Source organism: Candidatus Enterovibrio altilux, from assembly GCF_002381345.1.
Lineage (GTDB): Bacteria > Pseudomonadota > Gammaproteobacteria > Enterobacterales > Vibrionaceae > Enterovibrio > Enterovibrio altilux.
In genome coordinates this window covers 388,721-405,197 of the sequence record NZ_CP020660.1, presented here as the reverse complement: position 1 = coordinate 405,197, position 16,477 = coordinate 388,721, and the positions used below count along the sequence as shown (strand labels likewise).

At 36.9% G+C, this 16,477-nt stretch carries 16 protein-coding genes and 2 pseudogenes; 11 read left to right on the top strand and 7 right to left on the bottom strand.

All coding sequences use genetic code 11. The annotated features are described in order from the left end of the window. Positions 1-57: 57 nt before the first annotated feature. Complete coding sequence (gene murJ, locus BTN50_RS01740) at positions 58-1,617, bottom strand: murein biosynthesis integral membrane protein MurJ (protein ID WP_256386976.1); 1,560 nt, start codon at positions 1,615-1,617, stop codon at positions 58-60. Between the two features lie 311 nt (positions 1,618-1,928). Here murJ and rpsT point away from each other — a divergent pair, with 311 nt between their 5' ends. The 8 genes and pseudogenes from rpsT to BTN50_RS01705 all read left to right on the top strand — a co-directional run bounded on the left by rpsT (position 1,929) and on the right by BTN50_RS01705 (position 7,664). Next, a complete protein-coding gene (gene rpsT / locus BTN50_RS01735) occupies positions 1,929-2,189 on the top strand; it encodes a 30S ribosomal protein S20 (RefSeq protein WP_096618806.1) in 261 nt (86 codons plus the stop codon). Between the two features lie 248 nt (positions 2,190-2,437). Then, positions 2,438-3,007, top strand: a pseudogene (locus BTN50_RS01730) (winged helix-turn-helix domain-containing protein); the annotation flags it as partial. Between the two features lie 288 nt (positions 3,008-3,295). Then, a complete protein-coding gene (locus BTN50_RS09680; protein WP_151897947.1) occupies positions 3,296-3,475 on the top strand; it encodes a hypothetical protein in 180 nt (59 codons plus the stop codon). A gap of 750 nt (positions 3,476-4,225) precedes the next feature. Beyond that, positions 4,226-5,095: a prepilin peptidase gene (locus BTN50_RS01725; protein ID WP_096618805.1), complete on the top strand. Its 870-nt coding sequence runs from the start codon at positions 4,226-4,228 to the stop codon at positions 5,093-5,095. Beyond that, positions 5,096-5,701: a dephospho-CoA kinase gene (coaE, locus tag BTN50_RS01720; RefSeq protein ID WP_096618804.1), complete on the top strand. Its 606-nt coding sequence runs from the start codon at positions 5,096-5,098 to the stop codon at positions 5,699-5,701. A 5-nt stretch (positions 5,702-5,706) separates the two neighbouring features. Further along, positions 5,707-6,447: a cell division protein ZapD gene (gene zapD / locus BTN50_RS01715; RefSeq protein ID WP_096618803.1), complete on the top strand. Its 741-nt coding sequence runs from the start codon at positions 5,707-5,709 to the stop codon at positions 6,445-6,447. 29 nt (positions 6,448-6,476) lie between these two features. Beyond that, positions 6,477-6,635, top strand: coding sequence for a DNA gyrase inhibitor YacG (gene yacG / locus BTN50_RS01710; RefSeq protein WP_096618802.1), 159 nt, complete (start codon positions 6,477-6,479; stop codon positions 6,633-6,635). A 188-nt stretch (positions 6,636-6,823) separates the two neighbouring features. Next, positions 6,824-7,664 (top strand): annotated as a pseudogene (locus BTN50_RS01705) (transposase). Positions 7,665-7,782: 118 nt separating this feature from the next. Here BTN50_RS01705 and lpcA read toward each other — a convergent pair. Then, positions 7,783-8,361 (bottom strand): D-sedoheptulose 7-phosphate isomerase, encoded by a 579-nt coding sequence (lpcA, locus tag BTN50_RS01700; RefSeq protein ID WP_096618801.1) that lies wholly within the window; start codon positions 8,359-8,361, stop codon positions 7,783-7,785. A gap of 165 nt (positions 8,362-8,526) precedes the next feature. Then, the gene (locus tag BTN50_RS11965) at positions 8,527-8,733 is read right to left on the bottom strand and encodes a transposase (RefSeq protein ID WP_394336772.1); all 207 of its coding nucleotides are present in this window, start codon (positions 8,731-8,733) and stop codon (positions 8,527-8,529) included. A gap of 312 nt (positions 8,734-9,045) precedes the next feature. On the opposite strand from BTN50_RS11965, the gene BTN50_RS09900 reads away from it, so the two are divergent. Together BTN50_RS09900 and bcp are read left to right on the top strand one after the other, a co-directional pair. Continuing rightward, positions 9,046-9,186 carry a hypothetical protein gene (locus tag BTN50_RS09900; protein ID WP_161492894.1) on the top strand — a complete coding sequence of 47 codons (141 nt, stop codon included), beginning with the start codon at positions 9,046-9,048 and terminating at the stop codon, positions 9,184-9,186. A 490-nt stretch (positions 9,187-9,676) separates the two neighbouring features. Next, entirely contained in the window at positions 9,677-10,147 is a 471-nt protein-coding gene (gene bcp / locus BTN50_RS01690; protein ID WP_096618799.1) for a thioredoxin-dependent thiol peroxidase, read from the top strand. 939 nt (positions 10,148-11,086) lie between these two features. Here the strand turns inward: bcp and purB are convergent. The 4 genes from purB to BTN50_RS01670 form a co-directional block, all read right to left on the bottom strand. Further along, positions 11,087-12,457 carry an adenylosuccinate lyase gene (gene purB, locus BTN50_RS01685; RefSeq protein ID WP_096618798.1) on the bottom strand — a complete coding sequence of 457 codons (1,371 nt, stop codon included), beginning with the start codon at positions 12,455-12,457 and terminating at the stop codon, positions 11,087-11,089. 22 nt (positions 12,458-12,479) lie between these two features. Then, entirely contained in the window at positions 12,480-13,100 is a 621-nt protein-coding gene (gene hflD, locus BTN50_RS01680) for a high frequency lysogenization protein HflD (protein WP_096618797.1), read from the bottom strand. Further along, a complete protein-coding gene (gene mnmA / locus BTN50_RS01675; RefSeq protein ID WP_096619510.1) occupies positions 13,093-14,226 on the bottom strand; it encodes a tRNA 2-thiouridine(34) synthase MnmA in 1,134 nt (377 codons plus the stop codon). Before mnmA ends, hflD begins: the two co-directional genes overlap by 8 nt. 85 nt (positions 14,227-14,311) lie before the next feature. Further along, positions 14,312-14,854, bottom strand: a complete 543-nt coding sequence (locus BTN50_RS01670; RefSeq protein ID WP_096618796.1) for a pseudouridine synthase — start codon at positions 14,852-14,854, stop codon at positions 14,312-14,314. Between the two features lie 335 nt (positions 14,855-15,189). On the opposite strand from BTN50_RS01670, the gene icd reads away from it, so the two are divergent. Continuing rightward, positions 15,190-16,440 (top strand): NADP-dependent isocitrate dehydrogenase, encoded by a 1,251-nt coding sequence (gene icd / locus BTN50_RS01665; RefSeq protein ID WP_096618795.1) that lies wholly within the window; start codon positions 15,190-15,192, stop codon positions 16,438-16,440. Positions 16,441-16,477 lie beyond the last annotated feature (37 nt).

Here is a 16,477-nt window from a genome sequence, read left to right as displayed (position 1 = left end):
AGCAAAACTACTTTTTTCTGAAAATCTTCTGGATTATATACTAGTTATGTTTCGTATTCAGCTTTCTGCGCGCAGTTGGTGAGGACGAACGCCGGAAATAAATAAAGATACAATATAAGTTATTGCGCCAGCAGTGATTAAGTCCACAAGAATGTAACTACGCGTCGACAGGGCCATCGCGATCCAATCAGCATTAGTCGGCATTAATTCATAGATTATACTTCCCATGAACGCTGCACTTAACATAAGACGAAGAGTAAAGAGTAATGTTTCCCTGTTCACACGATAAACACCTAGTTTATGAAGACCATGGTAGAGTAAACTAACATTAATTAATGCTGATATTGCCGTTGCCATTGCAAGACCTACGTAATCATAAAAATGTGCAAAAATAAAATTCAAGACTATATTACTAATCATAGTAACAATGCCATAACGCACTGGAGTTTTCGTGTCTTTTCGAGCGTAATAGGCAGGAGCCAGTACTTTAATTAGCATAATATTCAATAAACTTGACGCATAGGCTATTAATGGTAATGAAGCAGCATGGACATCAGCGACACCAAATTCACCTCGCATGAAAAGTACCATTAATATCGGTTTTGCCAAGACAATCATCCCGACCATAGCAGGTAGCCCAAGGAGTAAGACCATTCGAATCCCCCAATCCATAGTGTTTGAGAACTGTGTGGATGATTGCTTAATGTACTTTTTTGATAAAGAAGGTAAAATTACTGTTGCAATCGCAATACCAAAGATGCCTAGTGGAAATTCTAATAAACGATCAGCATAATAAAGCCAACTAATAGAGCCTGTTACTAGGAAGCTTGCAATGAAGGTATCAAAAAGCAGGTTTATTTGATTGACAGATACTCCAAATAGCGTTGGGATCATCAGAGTGCGTATCTTGACTACACCTAGATGTGACCATCCCCACTTAGGGCGAACCAGCATACCTTCGCGATAGAGAAACGGAAGTTGAAATATAAACTGGATTAGCCCCCCTAAAAACACACCAATACTCAAGCCGATTTCAGGCTGCTGAAGAGTAGGTGCGATCCAGATTGCCGCTGCGATCATTGCAATATTCAAAAAAACAGGCGTAAACGCAGAAACAGCAAAACGTCCCATGATGTTTAGTATTGAACCAGACAGTGCAACAAACGAAATGAACCATAGATAGGGAAACGTTATTTTCAATATTAAAGATGCAAGTTCGAATTTATACGCTGAAGGACCATCGTTGACCCAATCTAAAAACCACCCTGCACCAAATAAGGCTGTGATTACCGGTGAAGCAATCACTCCTAGTAGTGTGACAATCGTAACCAAAATACCTAATGTACCGGAGACATAAGCAATAAATTCGCGAACTTGAGTTTTGTCTTCGTTGGCTTGATATTCCGCCAACACCGGCACAAAAGCTTGAGAAAAGGCTCCTTCAGCAAACAACCGACGTAAAAAATTAGGAATTTTATTGGCAAAAAAGAAAATATCAGTAGCAGCACTTGAACCCATAAGATTCGCAATAACAACATCACGAACCAAGCCCATGGTACGGGATACCATCGTCATAGTGCTGACGATCATCCCCGAGCAAAGCAGTTGCTTTGACACGTAAATCCCCTGTTAAAAAACAATAAAGATAATAATTACAGCAATACTTTACCACTAAGCCTACAATAATTTATTCATGAAAAATACAAACTCAAGTATCAACATACACTAAATATTTACTTAACGGTAAGGATGCTGGTAAAATATTATGTATCTTAGTCTCACAGTTCGTAATATGGAGATACTAAAAAGTTTAGTGTTAGTATGGCGGATACTTGCATAAATGAATTGACAATAAAGGTAAACTGAGGCATAATTCTTGGTCTTAAGCCTTAAATTGGCATTGTATATAAGATCTGGGAGTTATACCCTTGGCAAATATTAAATCTGCTAAGAAGCGTGCGGTTCAATCGGAGAAACGTCGTCAGCATAATGCAAGCCGTCGTTCAATGATGCGTACTTATATGAAAAAAACTATTGCAGCTATTGTAGCAAGCGATAAAGGTGCTGCTATGCAAGCATTTAGTGAAATGCAGCCTATTGTTGATCGTATGGCTACTAAAGGTCTTATTCATAAGAACAAGGCTGCTCGCCATAAAGCTAATCTAGTTGCTCAGATTAAAATGCTTTAATGGGTATTTCAATTCGAAATAAAAAACCAGTATCTTGAAATGTGACCCCCAATAATTTCACGTGCAATTATTGGGGGTCTTTTTTTATGTCTAAAGATAGTTTAAAACTAAGGTTCACTATTGTTTGTTCAACAATACTTTGACGGTACAACACTTACTAACCTACTAAACAAGTATGCAATGCCATCTATACTCATAATAATTGAAGGTGCTTGATTTATTAATGATGCAGGATCATGCTACAGACCATGAAAGTTTCTTTAACCGATAATCAAAAACAAAAACTCGAGATTCAACACGACAAAGCTCGTGATGGTAGAATACGTGACCGCATAAAAGCAGTACTTCTTACATCCGAAGGTTGGAAGACAGCTATGATCTCTCAAGCTCTTCGTATTCATGAAACAACGGTACTGCGCCATATTAAAGACTACACATTATCGGCAAAACTATCCCCTGAAAATGGGGGTTCGTTAAGCTACTTAACGTTAGTTCAAACTCAGACTTTAATAGAGCACTTGACTGAATATACGTATCATCATACACATCAAATAGTCCACTATGTAATAACATATTTTAACGTTAAATACACGGTCCCAGGAATGAATAAATGGCTACATCACAATGGTTTTAGTTATAAAATGCCTAAAAATTTACCTCATAAGTTTGATGAGACTAAACAACCAATTTCTAGCGCAGCATATGAAGCTATAAAAACAAGTTGTAGGAAAGATGAATCAATTTTATTTGTTGATGTCGTTCACCTGACCCGAACTACTAAAGTTTCTCACGGATGGGTACGAACAGGACATGATAAATAAATAGCGTTGTCTCTGATGTAGAAAACAAAACCATTAAGTGTATCAAATGTAACTGACGATTAAATGCTACCAAACCTGCTCAAACAAACCCGTCGAAGAATTAATGAAATACTACGGGATGGAGCTTACTACACCAGACAATGTTATGAAGCCGTTTGTATTAAATGAGCAGGTTCCATTCATTTTACTAAAAAAAGAACAATTTTTAAGCACGAGATTATTCGCGTAATTCAGTTGTCAGTTACCAGAAGGTATACAGTCCAAATCAGACTTGGGAAACGAGGAATGGTTATAATAAAATCTTCCCTATCAGAAATAGAAATGTTTCGGGTCAAAAAATTTTCAGGCAGGATATTGAGCCTAAGGGATCATAATGCTCAGATTAGCGTAATTTATGTCATGATGAAAATATTAAATAAGCCGACCGAGTTAAGCATGTCTAGCACAAAAGTGATTGTCTCATAGTGAAGTATATTGGAGTTTGCTATCTGAGCTTAAATTAAAAAATAGAACCACTATGTCTATCAAATTGTTGCTTATATTGGTGAGAGGTTTGGAGGGGGAAGAGTAAAGTACACGGTCGCGAGAATGCATAAATGATTTCATCATAATGCATTCAGTTATAAAATATCGATAAATGAGAAAATTTTGTGCATCACTATAACGAACTGCAAGCTGCTTGTACCAAAGACGGATCTATTTTGTTCGTTAGGGCTGCTCATTCAATGAAAGCCATAAAATAACGGATAGATGGATACATAAAGAACAGAATCAAGCCCTCGAAATGATGGGTAGTCATTGTAGTTTTAATTGTATTGATGTCCTGAATCTTAGCAATATTACTGGCACCGTGATAAGCGAGTATGAGATAATAAAAAATATACTGTACTTTGTCTATGTAAACTGGTAGATAGTAATCTTTTCACTTAGCAGCTTAATATTGTTTTTCAATGAAGTAAAATATCATCGAGATGACTTCGACAAAGATCATGGTATTAGTTTTTAGTAATGAGTTGTTATGGAAGGTGATGAATGAGCAGGCATAAATAATATTTAGGCTAAAAACCAACATTATTTTAATGGAAATATTGAATAATGTTGTACTGTGACTTTGCCAGAGACTACAGATCCTTTAAACATCCAGTATAAATTATATGTTTTGTGTGCTCGAGTCTGTAGCTTTCAGTTGATTGAGTATAAATACTGGATTAAAATATGAATTGGTTATTTGACTCACCGAACTTATATGTAGTTATTGCGTCTATATTTGGGCTGATTGTTGGTAGTTTTCTTAATGTTGTGATTTACCGTTTCCCGCTTATGCTGAAAAAAGCATGGCAAAAAGAGTGTTACGAGTGTTTCTCAGAGTTACCGGCAACTGAAGGATTACCTCTGTTTAATCTCAGTATTCCACGCTCACACTGTCCCACATGCAAGCAGCCCGTAAAAGTCATTGATAATGTACCAGTATTTAGTTGGTTATTGCTAGGTGGTGAATGTCGTCACTGCAAAACAAAAATAAATATTCGTTACCCTTTTGTCGAGTTACTAACAGCAACCGCTGTTGGTTTAACTGCTTATTTTATTCCGGGTTCCTATTGGTCATTAGCGGTTATTGGCGCAACTTTTGTACTTATTGTATTATGTTTTATTGATTTAGATACCATGCTGTTACCAGATAAAATGACGCTGCCATTAATGTGGGCAGGTTTATTCGTTGCACTCATCGGTATTTCCCCAGTGTCTATAGAAGATACGCTAATAGGTGCAATGACTGGTTACTTGTCACTATGGAGTGTATTTCAGCTCTTCAAGTTTATGACAGGCAAAGAAAGTATGGGATATGGTGATTTTAAATTGCTGGCAGCACTTGGAGCTTGGCTTGGATGGCAATTTTTGCCTTTAGTAATTCTTCTTGCCTCTTTCGGCGGTGCTATCTCTGGTATTATTTTGATGTATATTTACGGTGTAGGAAAAGAAACTCCCTTCTCATTTGGACCTTATCTCACCATTTCTGGTTGGATAAGTTTGTTGTGGGGTAATAAGCTTATTGATTGGTATCTGATTTCTTATTTAGGGATGTAAATGGCACTGGTAATTGGCCTTACTGGAGGTATTTGTAGCGGGAAAACAACGGTTGCTAACTTTTTCAAAGTGATAGATATTGACATTATTGATGCAGATATTATTGCACGACAGGTTGTTGAGCCAGGAACCAGCGGGTTATCTGCCATCATTACTAAATTTGGAGACACTATCCTTGATGAGAACAAGACTTTAAATCGTACCAAACTGCGCGAACATATTTTTTCAAACCTCGATGATAAAGCGTGGCTAAACGCTATGCTTCATCCAAAAATTAAACAAGAGATGATAATGCAAACACAGAATGCATCGTTACCCTACTGTATGTTGGTTGCACCACTATTGATTGAAAATAGCTTACAGTCACTTTGTGATCGTATCCTTGTTGTTGACGTGTCTGAAAAAATTCAGGTTGCTCGTATTATACAACGAGATAACGTCGATGATATTCAAGTAAAAAACATTTTTTTATCTCAAGCAACAAGAAAGGAACGGCTTTTATTTGCCGACGATGTTATTAAAAATGAATGCAACGATGAGGAACTAAGTGCGAAAGTTGCTATTTTACACAGTAAATATCTCACGTTAGCAGAAAAACAACGATAATCATCATGACTAGCGATACCCTTTACGAACATCCCTTAAATGAACAAGTTCGCGTTTATTTACGCTTAGAACACATGATGAATCAAGTGATTAAATCTGCAGTGCTTTCTGAAAGTGGTCAATCAATTCTTTTTTTTAAAAGTCTTTTTGATTTGATGGAAATCTTGGAACAGGTGCAGGTCAAAGCTGATTTGGCCAAAGACTTAGAAAAGCAACGTGTTAAACTACAAACTTGGTTAGAAGTGCCAGAAGTCGATAAAGAACAACTTATGTTTTTGCTCGCTGAAAGCCATCAGTTTCAACAATTACTACTTCAAGCTCCAAGGCTCGGGCAAACACTGCGTGACGATAAGTTCCTTTCTGCAATTCGCCATCGATTCTCTATTCCGGGTGGTATATGTAGTTTTGATCTTCCTGTTTTCCACCACTGGCTCAATTTGCCGTTGGTACACCGCCAAACTGATGTCATTACCTGGCAAACATCTTTAGAACCATTAAATAATGCGCTCACCTTATGGCTTCGTTTGACGCGAGGTGGTGCTATAATGCAGAATTTCACTATAATCAATGGTTTCTTTCAAAAAGATGTAGAAGGTGCGAGCCTTTTACGTATTAAAATATCGCCAGATTATAATGTTTTTCCATTAATTTCCGGGTATAAGTCACGGTTTACTATTCGTTTTATGCCATTTGATGAAAGCCAAACAATCATTAACGAAATGATGCTGTTATTGGCTGTCTGCTAAAAATTAATAATTATGTTTTAAGGTGATTTGTGACACAAAAAAATTTAACCATTGTCAAATGCCCACGGTGTAAGTTGCCTGTGGTTTGGGACAATGTTAGCCCATATCGCCCATTTTGCAGCAAACGTTGCCAGCTCATAGATTTAGGTGAGTGGGCTGATGAAGAAAAACGTATCACGAGTGTGTGAAATATATCAGACAGCAAAGATAGTTAAAAAATCAATAAATATCAACAGTCATTGAAAATAATTTATTTTCAGCATTTAATTGATTGAAAAGTGATCCATTTTTTATGGTGGACTTTTTTTCCTAAATAAAGGAACTAGATTATTAATCTACGTTCTAAACTGTTAGATTCACTGAAATATTGAGGTATATGATATGTCACCACAAAATAACGAGCTGGAAACAGCATTATCAAGCTCTAATAAATGCTTGCTCACTAACATTCTGGATTGATCAAAAAGCGATTCAGCTATGGGATCAAATCATGCAGGATAGGATAACCATGGAACCACCTGCTTATTGAATGACTTAGCCATTACAATAAATTTTATGGTTAAACGCGGATTTTTAATATAATTGAGGGGTCGCAAGGATTCGTTAATTTTATTTTCACACTTCCTCAACTTTTATTATTATGCTCTTATTATTTATGCATTAGCAAGGAGTCAAAATAGTTAATGTTGTATTTAAGATGGAAATAAAGAAACCATATAACACTTAGTTATTGATGATACGGAGCTCAAAGTTTACGATGAAGGCAAATGGAAAATAAAAAAAGCATGGTACTGATGGAAACTGCTAAATGTAGTGCAAGTTATAGTTAGTGGTAGGCATAACTAGGCATAAAATTATTGCTGCTGGGTTAAGTGCATTAAATGGGCCTGGTGGTGAAATGTTACCTAACTTGCTCAAAGAGATCCGCTAAAAATTTAATGGACTATCAGCCATTGGTCCTTACGACCCTAAACAATATTACGAAACCGCACGTATGAAACGAGTAGTTACACTTATTCTACCAATATAATGGAATAACTGTTAGGGAACAAGGTTATTCGTGCAATTTAGCTGTCAATAACCAGAAGCTCTACGGTTCGAAGCCACATTGAGCTTTAAGAGATCACCATGTTCATATTAACGAAACTTACACCATAATGAAAGCGTTATATAAGCTGACAGGACTAGGTATACCTAAAATTAATGTGCTTTTTTAATGGTTCATCGTTTTGGGATTAGCTATCTGTGTTTGCATTAAGAAATAAAATTATGCACATAGCGAGTTTTTACGTTTCATATCATAGTACTGTTAAAAACAGTTATGTGATATGAGCATCACGTTTCCATCTCTTTTTCAACTAGCTGAATTAGGATGTGAATAACTTTAATATGTACCTCCTGAATACGATCAGCATAGCCAAAATGTGGGACACGAATTTCGATGTCAGTTAAGCAGGCTACTTTACCGCCATCTTTACCCGTAAGCATGATTGAAGTCATACCTTTTGCTTTCGCAGTTTCAACTGCACGAAGAATGTTTTTTGAATTTCCTGACGTAGACAAACCAAACAGAACATCGCCTTTCGAGCCAACAGCTTCTAAATAACGAGAAAAAATAAATTCATAACCAAAGTCATTGCTTACACATGAAATATGGCTTGGGTCGGAGATAGCGATTGCAGGATAACCTGGACGTTTTTCACGGTAACGCCCCGTTAACTCTTCAGCAAAATGCATAGCATCGCAGTGTGAACCACCATTACCGCAAGACAGTACTTTGCCACCGGATTTAAATGCATGAGCCAGCATCTTTGCTGCAGACTCAATGTTTTTAATGTTTTTTCTGTCGTTAAGAAACATGTTCAGTACATGGGCTGCTTCAGTCAGTCCTGAACGAATAAGACTTTGGTACATAGCAATTCTCTTTGCATTTTTGAATGGCTTGGGGTAATATCAACTTAAATTTTTACTCTTAATTAACTTAAAGATACAGGCTTGAACACCTGAAACTTATTATTTTTTGGTAAAGTCATAATGAAAAATGTTTAAAATTTTTTTGAAGTAGCGTTGGCTTTTAGCCTAAATGCTATTTCTGAACTGTTCATTCATCACCGACAATAATTGCTCTATCGAACTGAGATTTGAACTATAATATGGAAGGTAGTGAAGATCAATATTAAGAATAAAAGCTTTATTTTTGACAAAATTATTCCGATGATGTACCGCTCCGTCGAAAATAATACGAGGTTGATGAGTTAATGAGTAAGTTTTTTGATTGGTTGACAAAAAAGACAATATTTTACTGTTTATTGTCTAATGGTCGTTGACCAAAGTGCCTGCAATATCGCGAATATTTAGGGGTCTCATAAGATCGCGGCAACGATAGTGAACAGCGTCAAGGTCTAATGCTGTTAAGTGGTTTGCAAGGCTTCATTAATTTCATTTTCAAATGTGTTCAACTGCCATTGTTATGCTCTCATTACTCATGTGTTAACAAGTAAACCAAAATGGTTAATGTTGCGTTCAAGACGGAAATTAAAGGAATAATTTGGTACTGAGTCATTGATTTTATGGGGCTTAAAGTCTGGGTGAAGCTACATGAAAAATAAAAAGATATCATGGGCGGTGCAGTGCTATCTAACTTGCTCAAACAGATCCACCGAAAAATCCATGAAATATCAGGCTATCGTGCTTATCACACCAGATAATGCCACGAAATCATTCGTATCAAACGAGTAGTTCCGCTCATTTCACCAAGAAAAAATATTTTTTGAAAATTCAGTATGGTAATCATAAATATTATCTATTAAAATAGTAATATTTTGAATTAAAAAATTCCTTGAATTGACATTGAACTTAAGGGGTTATAATACCTAAATTTAGCGAAACTAACGGCATGATAAAATTATTAAATAAGCTTGACTGGACTAGATATTCCTAAAGTGAAAGCGAGCATTTAATAGCTATCCCTGTTAAAATTTATTATTAGATGCTTAAGTCAGACAATAAAATTCACTTTCAAGTGAATTAAGTATATATAATAACTATTAATTATTAATAAATTAGATACTTGTAATTATTGTTAATATATAGATTACTAAAATGAAGTAATATTACTGAATGTTGCATCTGTTACAGTGGATTATTTAACATTAATCTCATACTTCAACACTATGTTTCATGTCAAAGTGAGTTAATTAAACATATTAGTAACATAGAAGGAAGATATATGCAAATGTTAACCGCAGGTATGGCTGCACCAAACTTTACACTTCAAGACCAAAATGGTAATGTAGTAACACTCACTCAATTCAAAGGTGAAACCAAAGTGCTGGCGTATTTTTATCCGCGAGCTATGACACCAGGCTGCACGACACAAGCCTGTTTATTACGTGACAGCAAAGCAGTGTTTGAAGCATTCAATACTGTGATTCTTGGTCTCAGCCCTGATCCTGTAAAAAAACTTAAATACTTCGAACAAAAGAAAGAACTGAATTTCACGCTATTAAGCGATGAAAATCACGCCGTTGCCGATGCGTTTGGCGCGTGGGGTCCAAAAAAGTTTATGAATAAAGAATATGATGGCATTCACAGAATAAGTTTCTTAATTGATAAAAATGGAAATATTGAGCATATATTCAACAAATTCACGACTAAAGATCACCACGACATTGTGATCAACTTTCTTAAAAGTATTTAGGCCTTTTGGTAGTATGGTAAGTTAACACAGCCAAGATAGGGCGTTATTTTCTGGCTTAGGCAATTCAATTATTTACTTAAGCGGCTAAACAGCTAGGTTAACTTAAATATTTAGGCTGCTGAGTAAACTTATTATAAAATAACCAATTTGAAGCAGTATGAAGAAGCTTTAATTAATCTGAGTTCACTGACATTTTGGAGTAATCAAAAAATTATTTGGCTATGGAATGAAACTAAATAGAATCGCCATGGGAGCTCCTCCTCGTTCATTCAGCTATTCAGCCATTATGACGGTTTTCATGTTCCAATGTGTATTTTTAGTGCTGTTAAGAGGTCTGCAAGAGGCTTTGTTTCTGCATTAGAGTTTAGATAGCCAATTGCAACATGATGAGCTATTAGCTCATTGAGTTAATTTTTAGCATACTGAACTCTTAAGCTTAATGTTCCTCCCAGTAATTTTTTAATTTTAAATATTGCCGTCTCGGATAGGGCTAGGTATGCTTAAAATGAAAGAGATTGTTTAATAGGGAATTATGTTGAAATTTATTATTTAAATTTACATTAGGAAATAAAGCTCTTTGATTATGCTATTTTTAGTTTGGTTATTTTGCAGTTCAGCTTGCCTATAGGTCTAAATATTTAAGGGATCCTAGTTGTTTAAAATGTAGATGAATCATTGAATTCTCTGATTTAGGAAACAAAGTGTATTCTTGACCTCCATCGGTTGAATATAGGTCAGTGCCAACTTGTGCAGTATGATAATGAAGTGTGGTGTCACTGACATTAATTCTTGTTATTATTTTTTGCATCTGTTTACAAAGTTACTAAAATGTACAGTAGATAATGAAATTTTAAATTTAGGACATTGAAATGTTGATTTTAGTGACATTGAGTAGAGCATCGCTGTTTTACTGAGAGCTTACTGCTAAATCATAATCGCTTAAAGTTGATCGGTTAACTTGATAGCATCTCCAATATAGTTTGCTGGTGTCATTTGCTGCAGCCGTATTTTTTCATCTTCAGGCATATCCAAGCTGTCAATAAATGCACGCATTACTTCACTATTTATATGCTTGCCGCGGGTCAATTCTTTTAGCTTTTCATATGGTTTATTAATACCATAACGACGCATAATCGTTTGAATAGGTTCAGCCAGCACTTCCCAATGTTTATCCAGCTCAGCTTCTAGCGCTGCTTGGTTTACTTCAAGTTTATTAATGCCCTTCAACGTTGAGGTGTAGGCAATAATGGAATAGCCTACACCTACACCTAAGTTACGAAGCACGGTTGAGTCAGTCAGGTCACGTTGCCAGCGAGAAATTGGTAGTTTTTGTGCCAAGTGATTTAATACTGCGTTTGCCAGACCCAAGTTACCTTCTGAGTTTTCGAAGTCGATTGGATTAACTTTATGCGGCATGGTTGAAGAACCAATTTCGTCTTCAATAATTTTTTGCTTGAAGTGACCCAGTGCTATGTAGCCCCATACATCACGATTAAAATCGATTAAAATAGTGTTGAAACGAGCAAGAGCATCGAACAGTTCAGCAATGTAATCATGAGGTTCGATTTGAGTTGTATACGGGTTCCACGTAACTCCAAGAGACTTAGTGATAAATTTTTCGCTGAAATCATGCCAATCTATATCAGGGTAAGCTGACAGGTGAGCATTATAGTTACCCACAGCTCCATTAATTTTTGCAAGGATTTCAACGCTTGCGATTTGTTTGTATTGTCGTTCCATTCGGTAAGCCACGTTCGCCATTTCTTTACCTAGAGTAGAAGGCGATGCGGGTTGACCGTGTGTGCGAGACAAAAAAGGTACTGTACGATATTCAAATGCTAAATTTTTGACCGCATCGATTACCTTGCGAATTTCTGGTAATAATATATCTTTACGTGCTTCTTTCAGCATTAGAGCGTGGGCGGTGTTATTAATATCTTCAGATGTACATGCAAAGTGAATGAATTCATTTATTGCGTGAAGTTCTTCATTCTCAGCCATTTTTTCTTTTAAAAAATACTCAACTGCTTTTACATCATGGTTGATTGTACGCTCAATCTCTTTGATACGTATTGCATCAGCTTCGTTAAATTCAGTCGCAATATCATTTAAAAGAGTGCTCGCTTCTGCACTTAATGCAGGTATTTCCTTGATTGCATCTGTTGCTGCCAGTTTTTGTAACCAACGAATTTCCACGATTGTGCGATACTTCAGCAAGCCAAACTCACTGAAGATTGAACGCAATGCAGTTGTTTTCGTTCCGTAACGGCCATCTACCGGTGAAACAACTGTCAGTGCTGATAGTTCCATGAGTTCTCTCCTAGATTATTGATTATGAATGCCTGGCTAAGATGACTTTAGCCTGCTCAATCATTTGCTTACGACCAAAAATAAGGTGGCGACGTTTACCTCCAATGTGACGCCAAAGCACTGCGCTGCGGATACCTGATAATAAGAGTGCACGCACTTTATGTTGAACGGCTGTTATTTGCAATTGGGCAGAAGTGCCTGTGACTTGAATGCGTGTCCCCAATGGGCTAATAGTATCTAAATATATACTCGCGAGATTACTAATCATTTGCTCATCGAGCAGATCAAAATGTTTGAGCTGACGTTGGACTGTATCTAAACGGTCAGCTAGCTGAGAAAGGCTATGTCTGTGACCAGTTAGCTTACGTTCCAACGCGAGGATATTAATTAAGTAACGAGTTAGTTCACGGCCATCAGAGCTGTTACCTAATTCATTAATGAGGGTTGTTAAACCTAAAATGAGATTCTCTTCTTTACCAAAAATATCAATGGTTGAAGCAGGGTTTGTGATAATAATACTGTTTAAACTTACGCCGAGAATATCGCGATCACAGTTACCTATGCGAGCCACTTGCTGTACAAGTTTGACGGATTGACAGATACTTGCAAATACGATGGTACGATCAAATAAAGTATTAGCCACGGACTACAGCTCCTGAAAGACGTGCTTTAATGATGCCGCCACCTAGACAAACATCACCAGAGTAAAATACTGCTGATTGACCCGAGGTTACCGCGCTTTGCGGCTTATCAAAAATTACTTTGATCTGGTCACTATCAATAGGTTCGATGGTACATGATATGTCTTGTTGACGATATCTCGTTTTTACAGTGCATTTCAATGGCTCAGTTATTGTTATGCGATTAACCCAGTGGAGCTGTGTGGCAATTAACCCATTTGAATATAGGCTTGGGTGATTGCTGCCTTGAGCGACAATGAGAATGTTATGTGCTAGATCTTTATCAACCACATACCATGGGTCTTGAAGACCGTCTCCGCCTTTTTGACCGCCGATGAACAAACCTTTGCGTTGGCCAAGCGTATGGTACATTAAACCTTTATGCTCACCAATGGTTTTACCTTCGGTAGTCTCTATAATTCCAGGTTGTGCTGGCAGGTACTTAGAAAGAAAATCAGTAAACTTTCGCTTCCCAATGAAGCAGATGCCTGTTGAATCTTTCTTCTGCGCAGTGATGAGCTTTTGTTCTTTGGCAATCCGACGTACTTCTGGCTTTTTTAGATCACCAACAGGAAACAAGCTGTATGCAATCTGCTCGTGGCTTAACGTGTACAAAAAATAGCTTTGATCTTTGTTGTGATCAATGCCACGAAGCATCTGCACTTTTTCATTAGCATGGGTAGGGAAGGTGCGACGGACATAATGACCCATCGCGATGCAATCAGCATTTAACACTTCGTCAGCAAATTCCAAGAAAGCTTTGAATTTAATTTCTTTGTTACAAAGAATGTCTGGATTTGGTGTTAGACCCGCTTTGTATTGAGCCAGGAAGTGCTCGAATACATTATCCCAGTACTCAGCAGCAAAGTTAATGGTGTGAATGTGAATATCAAGTTTGTCGCAAACGGATTGTGCATCGGCTAGATCTTGCGCTGCCGAACAATATTCATCATTATCATCTTCTTCCCAATTTTTCATGAATAATCCTTCTACCTGATAGCCTTGTTGCTTCAGTAGATAGGCCGACACTGAAGAATCAACACCGCCGGATATACCGACAATAATTTTTTTATTGCTATTATCTGACATGATGAAATTTTTAGCTTCAAATGTATTAATAGTAGAGTTTACCAAAATTTTTTGCGTGATTACAAATGAGCACCTAATCACATTTTCATTGTTCTGTTGAAAGTAAAATTTCTACCCATTCGCCCGGTGATAATGCTTCAATCGTCCAATCACCTAAGCTATAACGGATGAGTCGCACTGTTGGGTGACCAATAGCTGCGGTCATACGACGAACTTGTCGATTCCTACCTTCTTTTAATGTTATCGCTATCCATGTTGTTGGAATGGAACGTCGATGCCGGATAGGAGGATTTTTTAGCCAAATATCAGGTTCTTGTATGACGTTAACATCAGCAGGAAGTGTGCAGCCGTCGTTGAGTTCAATACCTTTGCGTAATTGCATAAGAGATTTTTCTGTCGGTATACCTTCAACTTGTACCCAGTATATTTTTGTTAATTTGTATTTTGGTCTGGTTAACTGAGCTTGCAAGATACCGTCGTTAGTTAAAACCAATAAACCTTCGCTATTTTTGTCAAGGCGGCCTGCTGGGTAAACATCCTTCACTTGAATAAAATCAGCTAATGTAGAGTCACCTGGTTCGCCAGTAAATTGCGTCAATGTGTTAAAAGGTTTGTTGAAAAGAATTATTTTTGTTGGGCCTCTATCTCGTGATGGTGTATATAAACGTAAGCGTGAAGCGCGTCGTTTTTTTTTAAAGCAGGCTTTTGTATGCCTCTTTTTGAAAAAATTTTAAACGTCATGAAATACTATCAATTAGGTTAGGTAACAAATTAAACCTTAAGATTATACATAAATAATATGATTGGGGTGTTACGTAATATACAGTATTTTTTTGCTCATATGTTACATTAAGAATAATCATCATTTTTTGTACCAATATATAAGCTTTTGAGGTTCTTAGTATTGTAGCTAATTATACTGTTTGGTAGGCAAAAATAACAAATGAACGTTAGGAGAGCTATATGAAAAGTAAAGTACTCGTGCCAACTGATGGTCAGAAAATTAAGATAAAAAATGGCAAGCGGATTGTTCCTAATAATCCGGTTATTCCTTATATTGAAGGTGATGGTATTGGGATTGATGTTAGTCCTGCGATGATTAAAGTTGTTGACGCAGCTGTTAAAAAAGCTTATTGCGGTAATCGTAAGATCTTTTGGATGGAAATATATACAGGTGAAAAATCAACACTGCTTTATGGTGAAGATGAATGGTTGCCAGCGGAGACGTTAGATTTTATTCGTGACTATAAAGTGGCTATTAAAGGCCCACTAACAACACCTGTGGGTAGTGGTATTAGTTCTTTGAATGTTGCATTACGTCAGGAGCTTGACTTGTATATTTGTATTCGCCCCATTCGTTACTTTAAAGGTGTACCTAGTCCGGTGAAGCGCCCAGATCAGACTAACATGGTTATTTTTCGTGAAAATTCAGAAGATATTTATGCTGGTGTAGAATTTAAAGCTGGTACTGCTGCAGCAGACAAAGTGATTAAGTTTTTAAAAAACGAAATGGGTGTCACGAAAATACGCTTTGATGAACAATGTGGTATCGGCATTAAACCTGTGTCAGAACAAGGTACTAAGCGCTTGGTTCGTGCCGCAATTCAGTACACTATTGATAATGATCGTGCATCAGTGACGTTGGTACATAAGGGTAATATAATGAAGTTCACTGAAGGTGCTTTTAAAGATTGGGGCTATGAAGTTGCTAAAGAAGAATTTGGAGCGAACTTACTGGATGGTGGCCCGTGGATGTCGTTGAACAATCCAAATACTGGTAAAATAATCATTATTAAAGATGTGATTGCAGATGCATTTCTTCAGCAAATTTTACTACGCCCAGTAGAGTATGAAATTATTGCAACTATGAACCTGAATGGTGATTACATCTCTGATGCGCTTGCTGCACAGGTTGGAGGTATCGGTATCGCACCTGGTGCAAATATTGGTAATAGTATTGCATTGTTTGAAGCGACACACGGTACCGCACCAAAGTATGCGGGTCAGGATAAAGTAAATCCAGGTTCACTTATTCTTTCTGCCGAGATGATGCTACGTTATATGGGTTGGATTGAAGCTGCTGATTTATTAATTTTTTCAATGGAAAAAACGATTAGTAATAAAACAGTAACGTATGATTTTGAACGTCAAATGGATGGTGCTATATTACGTAAGTGTTCTGAGTTTGCCCAAGATATAGTGAAACAAATGTAATAAATTTTATATAAAGCGCCTGTAAAAACCCCCGGAA

What these genes read in the sequence shown, in the direction of transcription:
- icd (WP_096618795.1), top strand. Translation starts at nt 15,190, where the DNA reads ATGAAAAGTAAAGTACTCGTGCCAACTGATGGTCAGAAAATTAAGATA.
- BTN50_RS01725 (WP_096618805.1), top strand. Translation starts at nt 4,226, where the DNA reads ATGAATTGGTTATTTGACTCACCGAACTTATATGTAGTTATTGCGTCT.
- purB (WP_096618798.1), bottom strand. Translation starts at nt 12,457, where the DNA reads ATGGAACTATCAGCACTGACAGTTGTTTCACCGGTAGATGGCCGTTAC.
- mnmA (WP_096619510.1), bottom strand. Translation starts at nt 14,226, where the DNA reads ATGTCAGATAATAGCAATAAAAAAATTATTGTCGGTATATCCGGCGGT.
- BTN50_RS09680 (WP_151897947.1), top strand. Translation starts at nt 3,296, where the DNA reads ATGGTTATAATAAAATCTTCCCTATCAGAAATAGAAATGTTTCGGGTC.
- lpcA (WP_096618801.1), bottom strand. Translation starts at nt 8,361, where the DNA reads ATGTACCAAAGTCTTATTCGTTCAGGACTGACTGAAGCAGCCCATGTA.
- coaE (WP_096618804.1), top strand. Translation starts at nt 5,096, where the DNA reads ATGGCACTGGTAATTGGCCTTACTGGAGGTATTTGTAGCGGGAAAACA.
- BTN50_RS09900 (WP_161492894.1), top strand. Translation starts at nt 9,046, where the DNA reads ATGAAAAATAAAAAGATATCATGGGCGGTGCAGTGCTATCTAACTTGC.
- bcp (WP_096618799.1), top strand. Translation starts at nt 9,677, where the DNA reads ATGCAAATGTTAACCGCAGGTATGGCTGCACCAAACTTTACACTTCAA.
- zapD (WP_096618803.1), top strand. Translation starts at nt 5,707, where the DNA reads ATGACTAGCGATACCCTTTACGAACATCCCTTAAATGAACAAGTTCGC.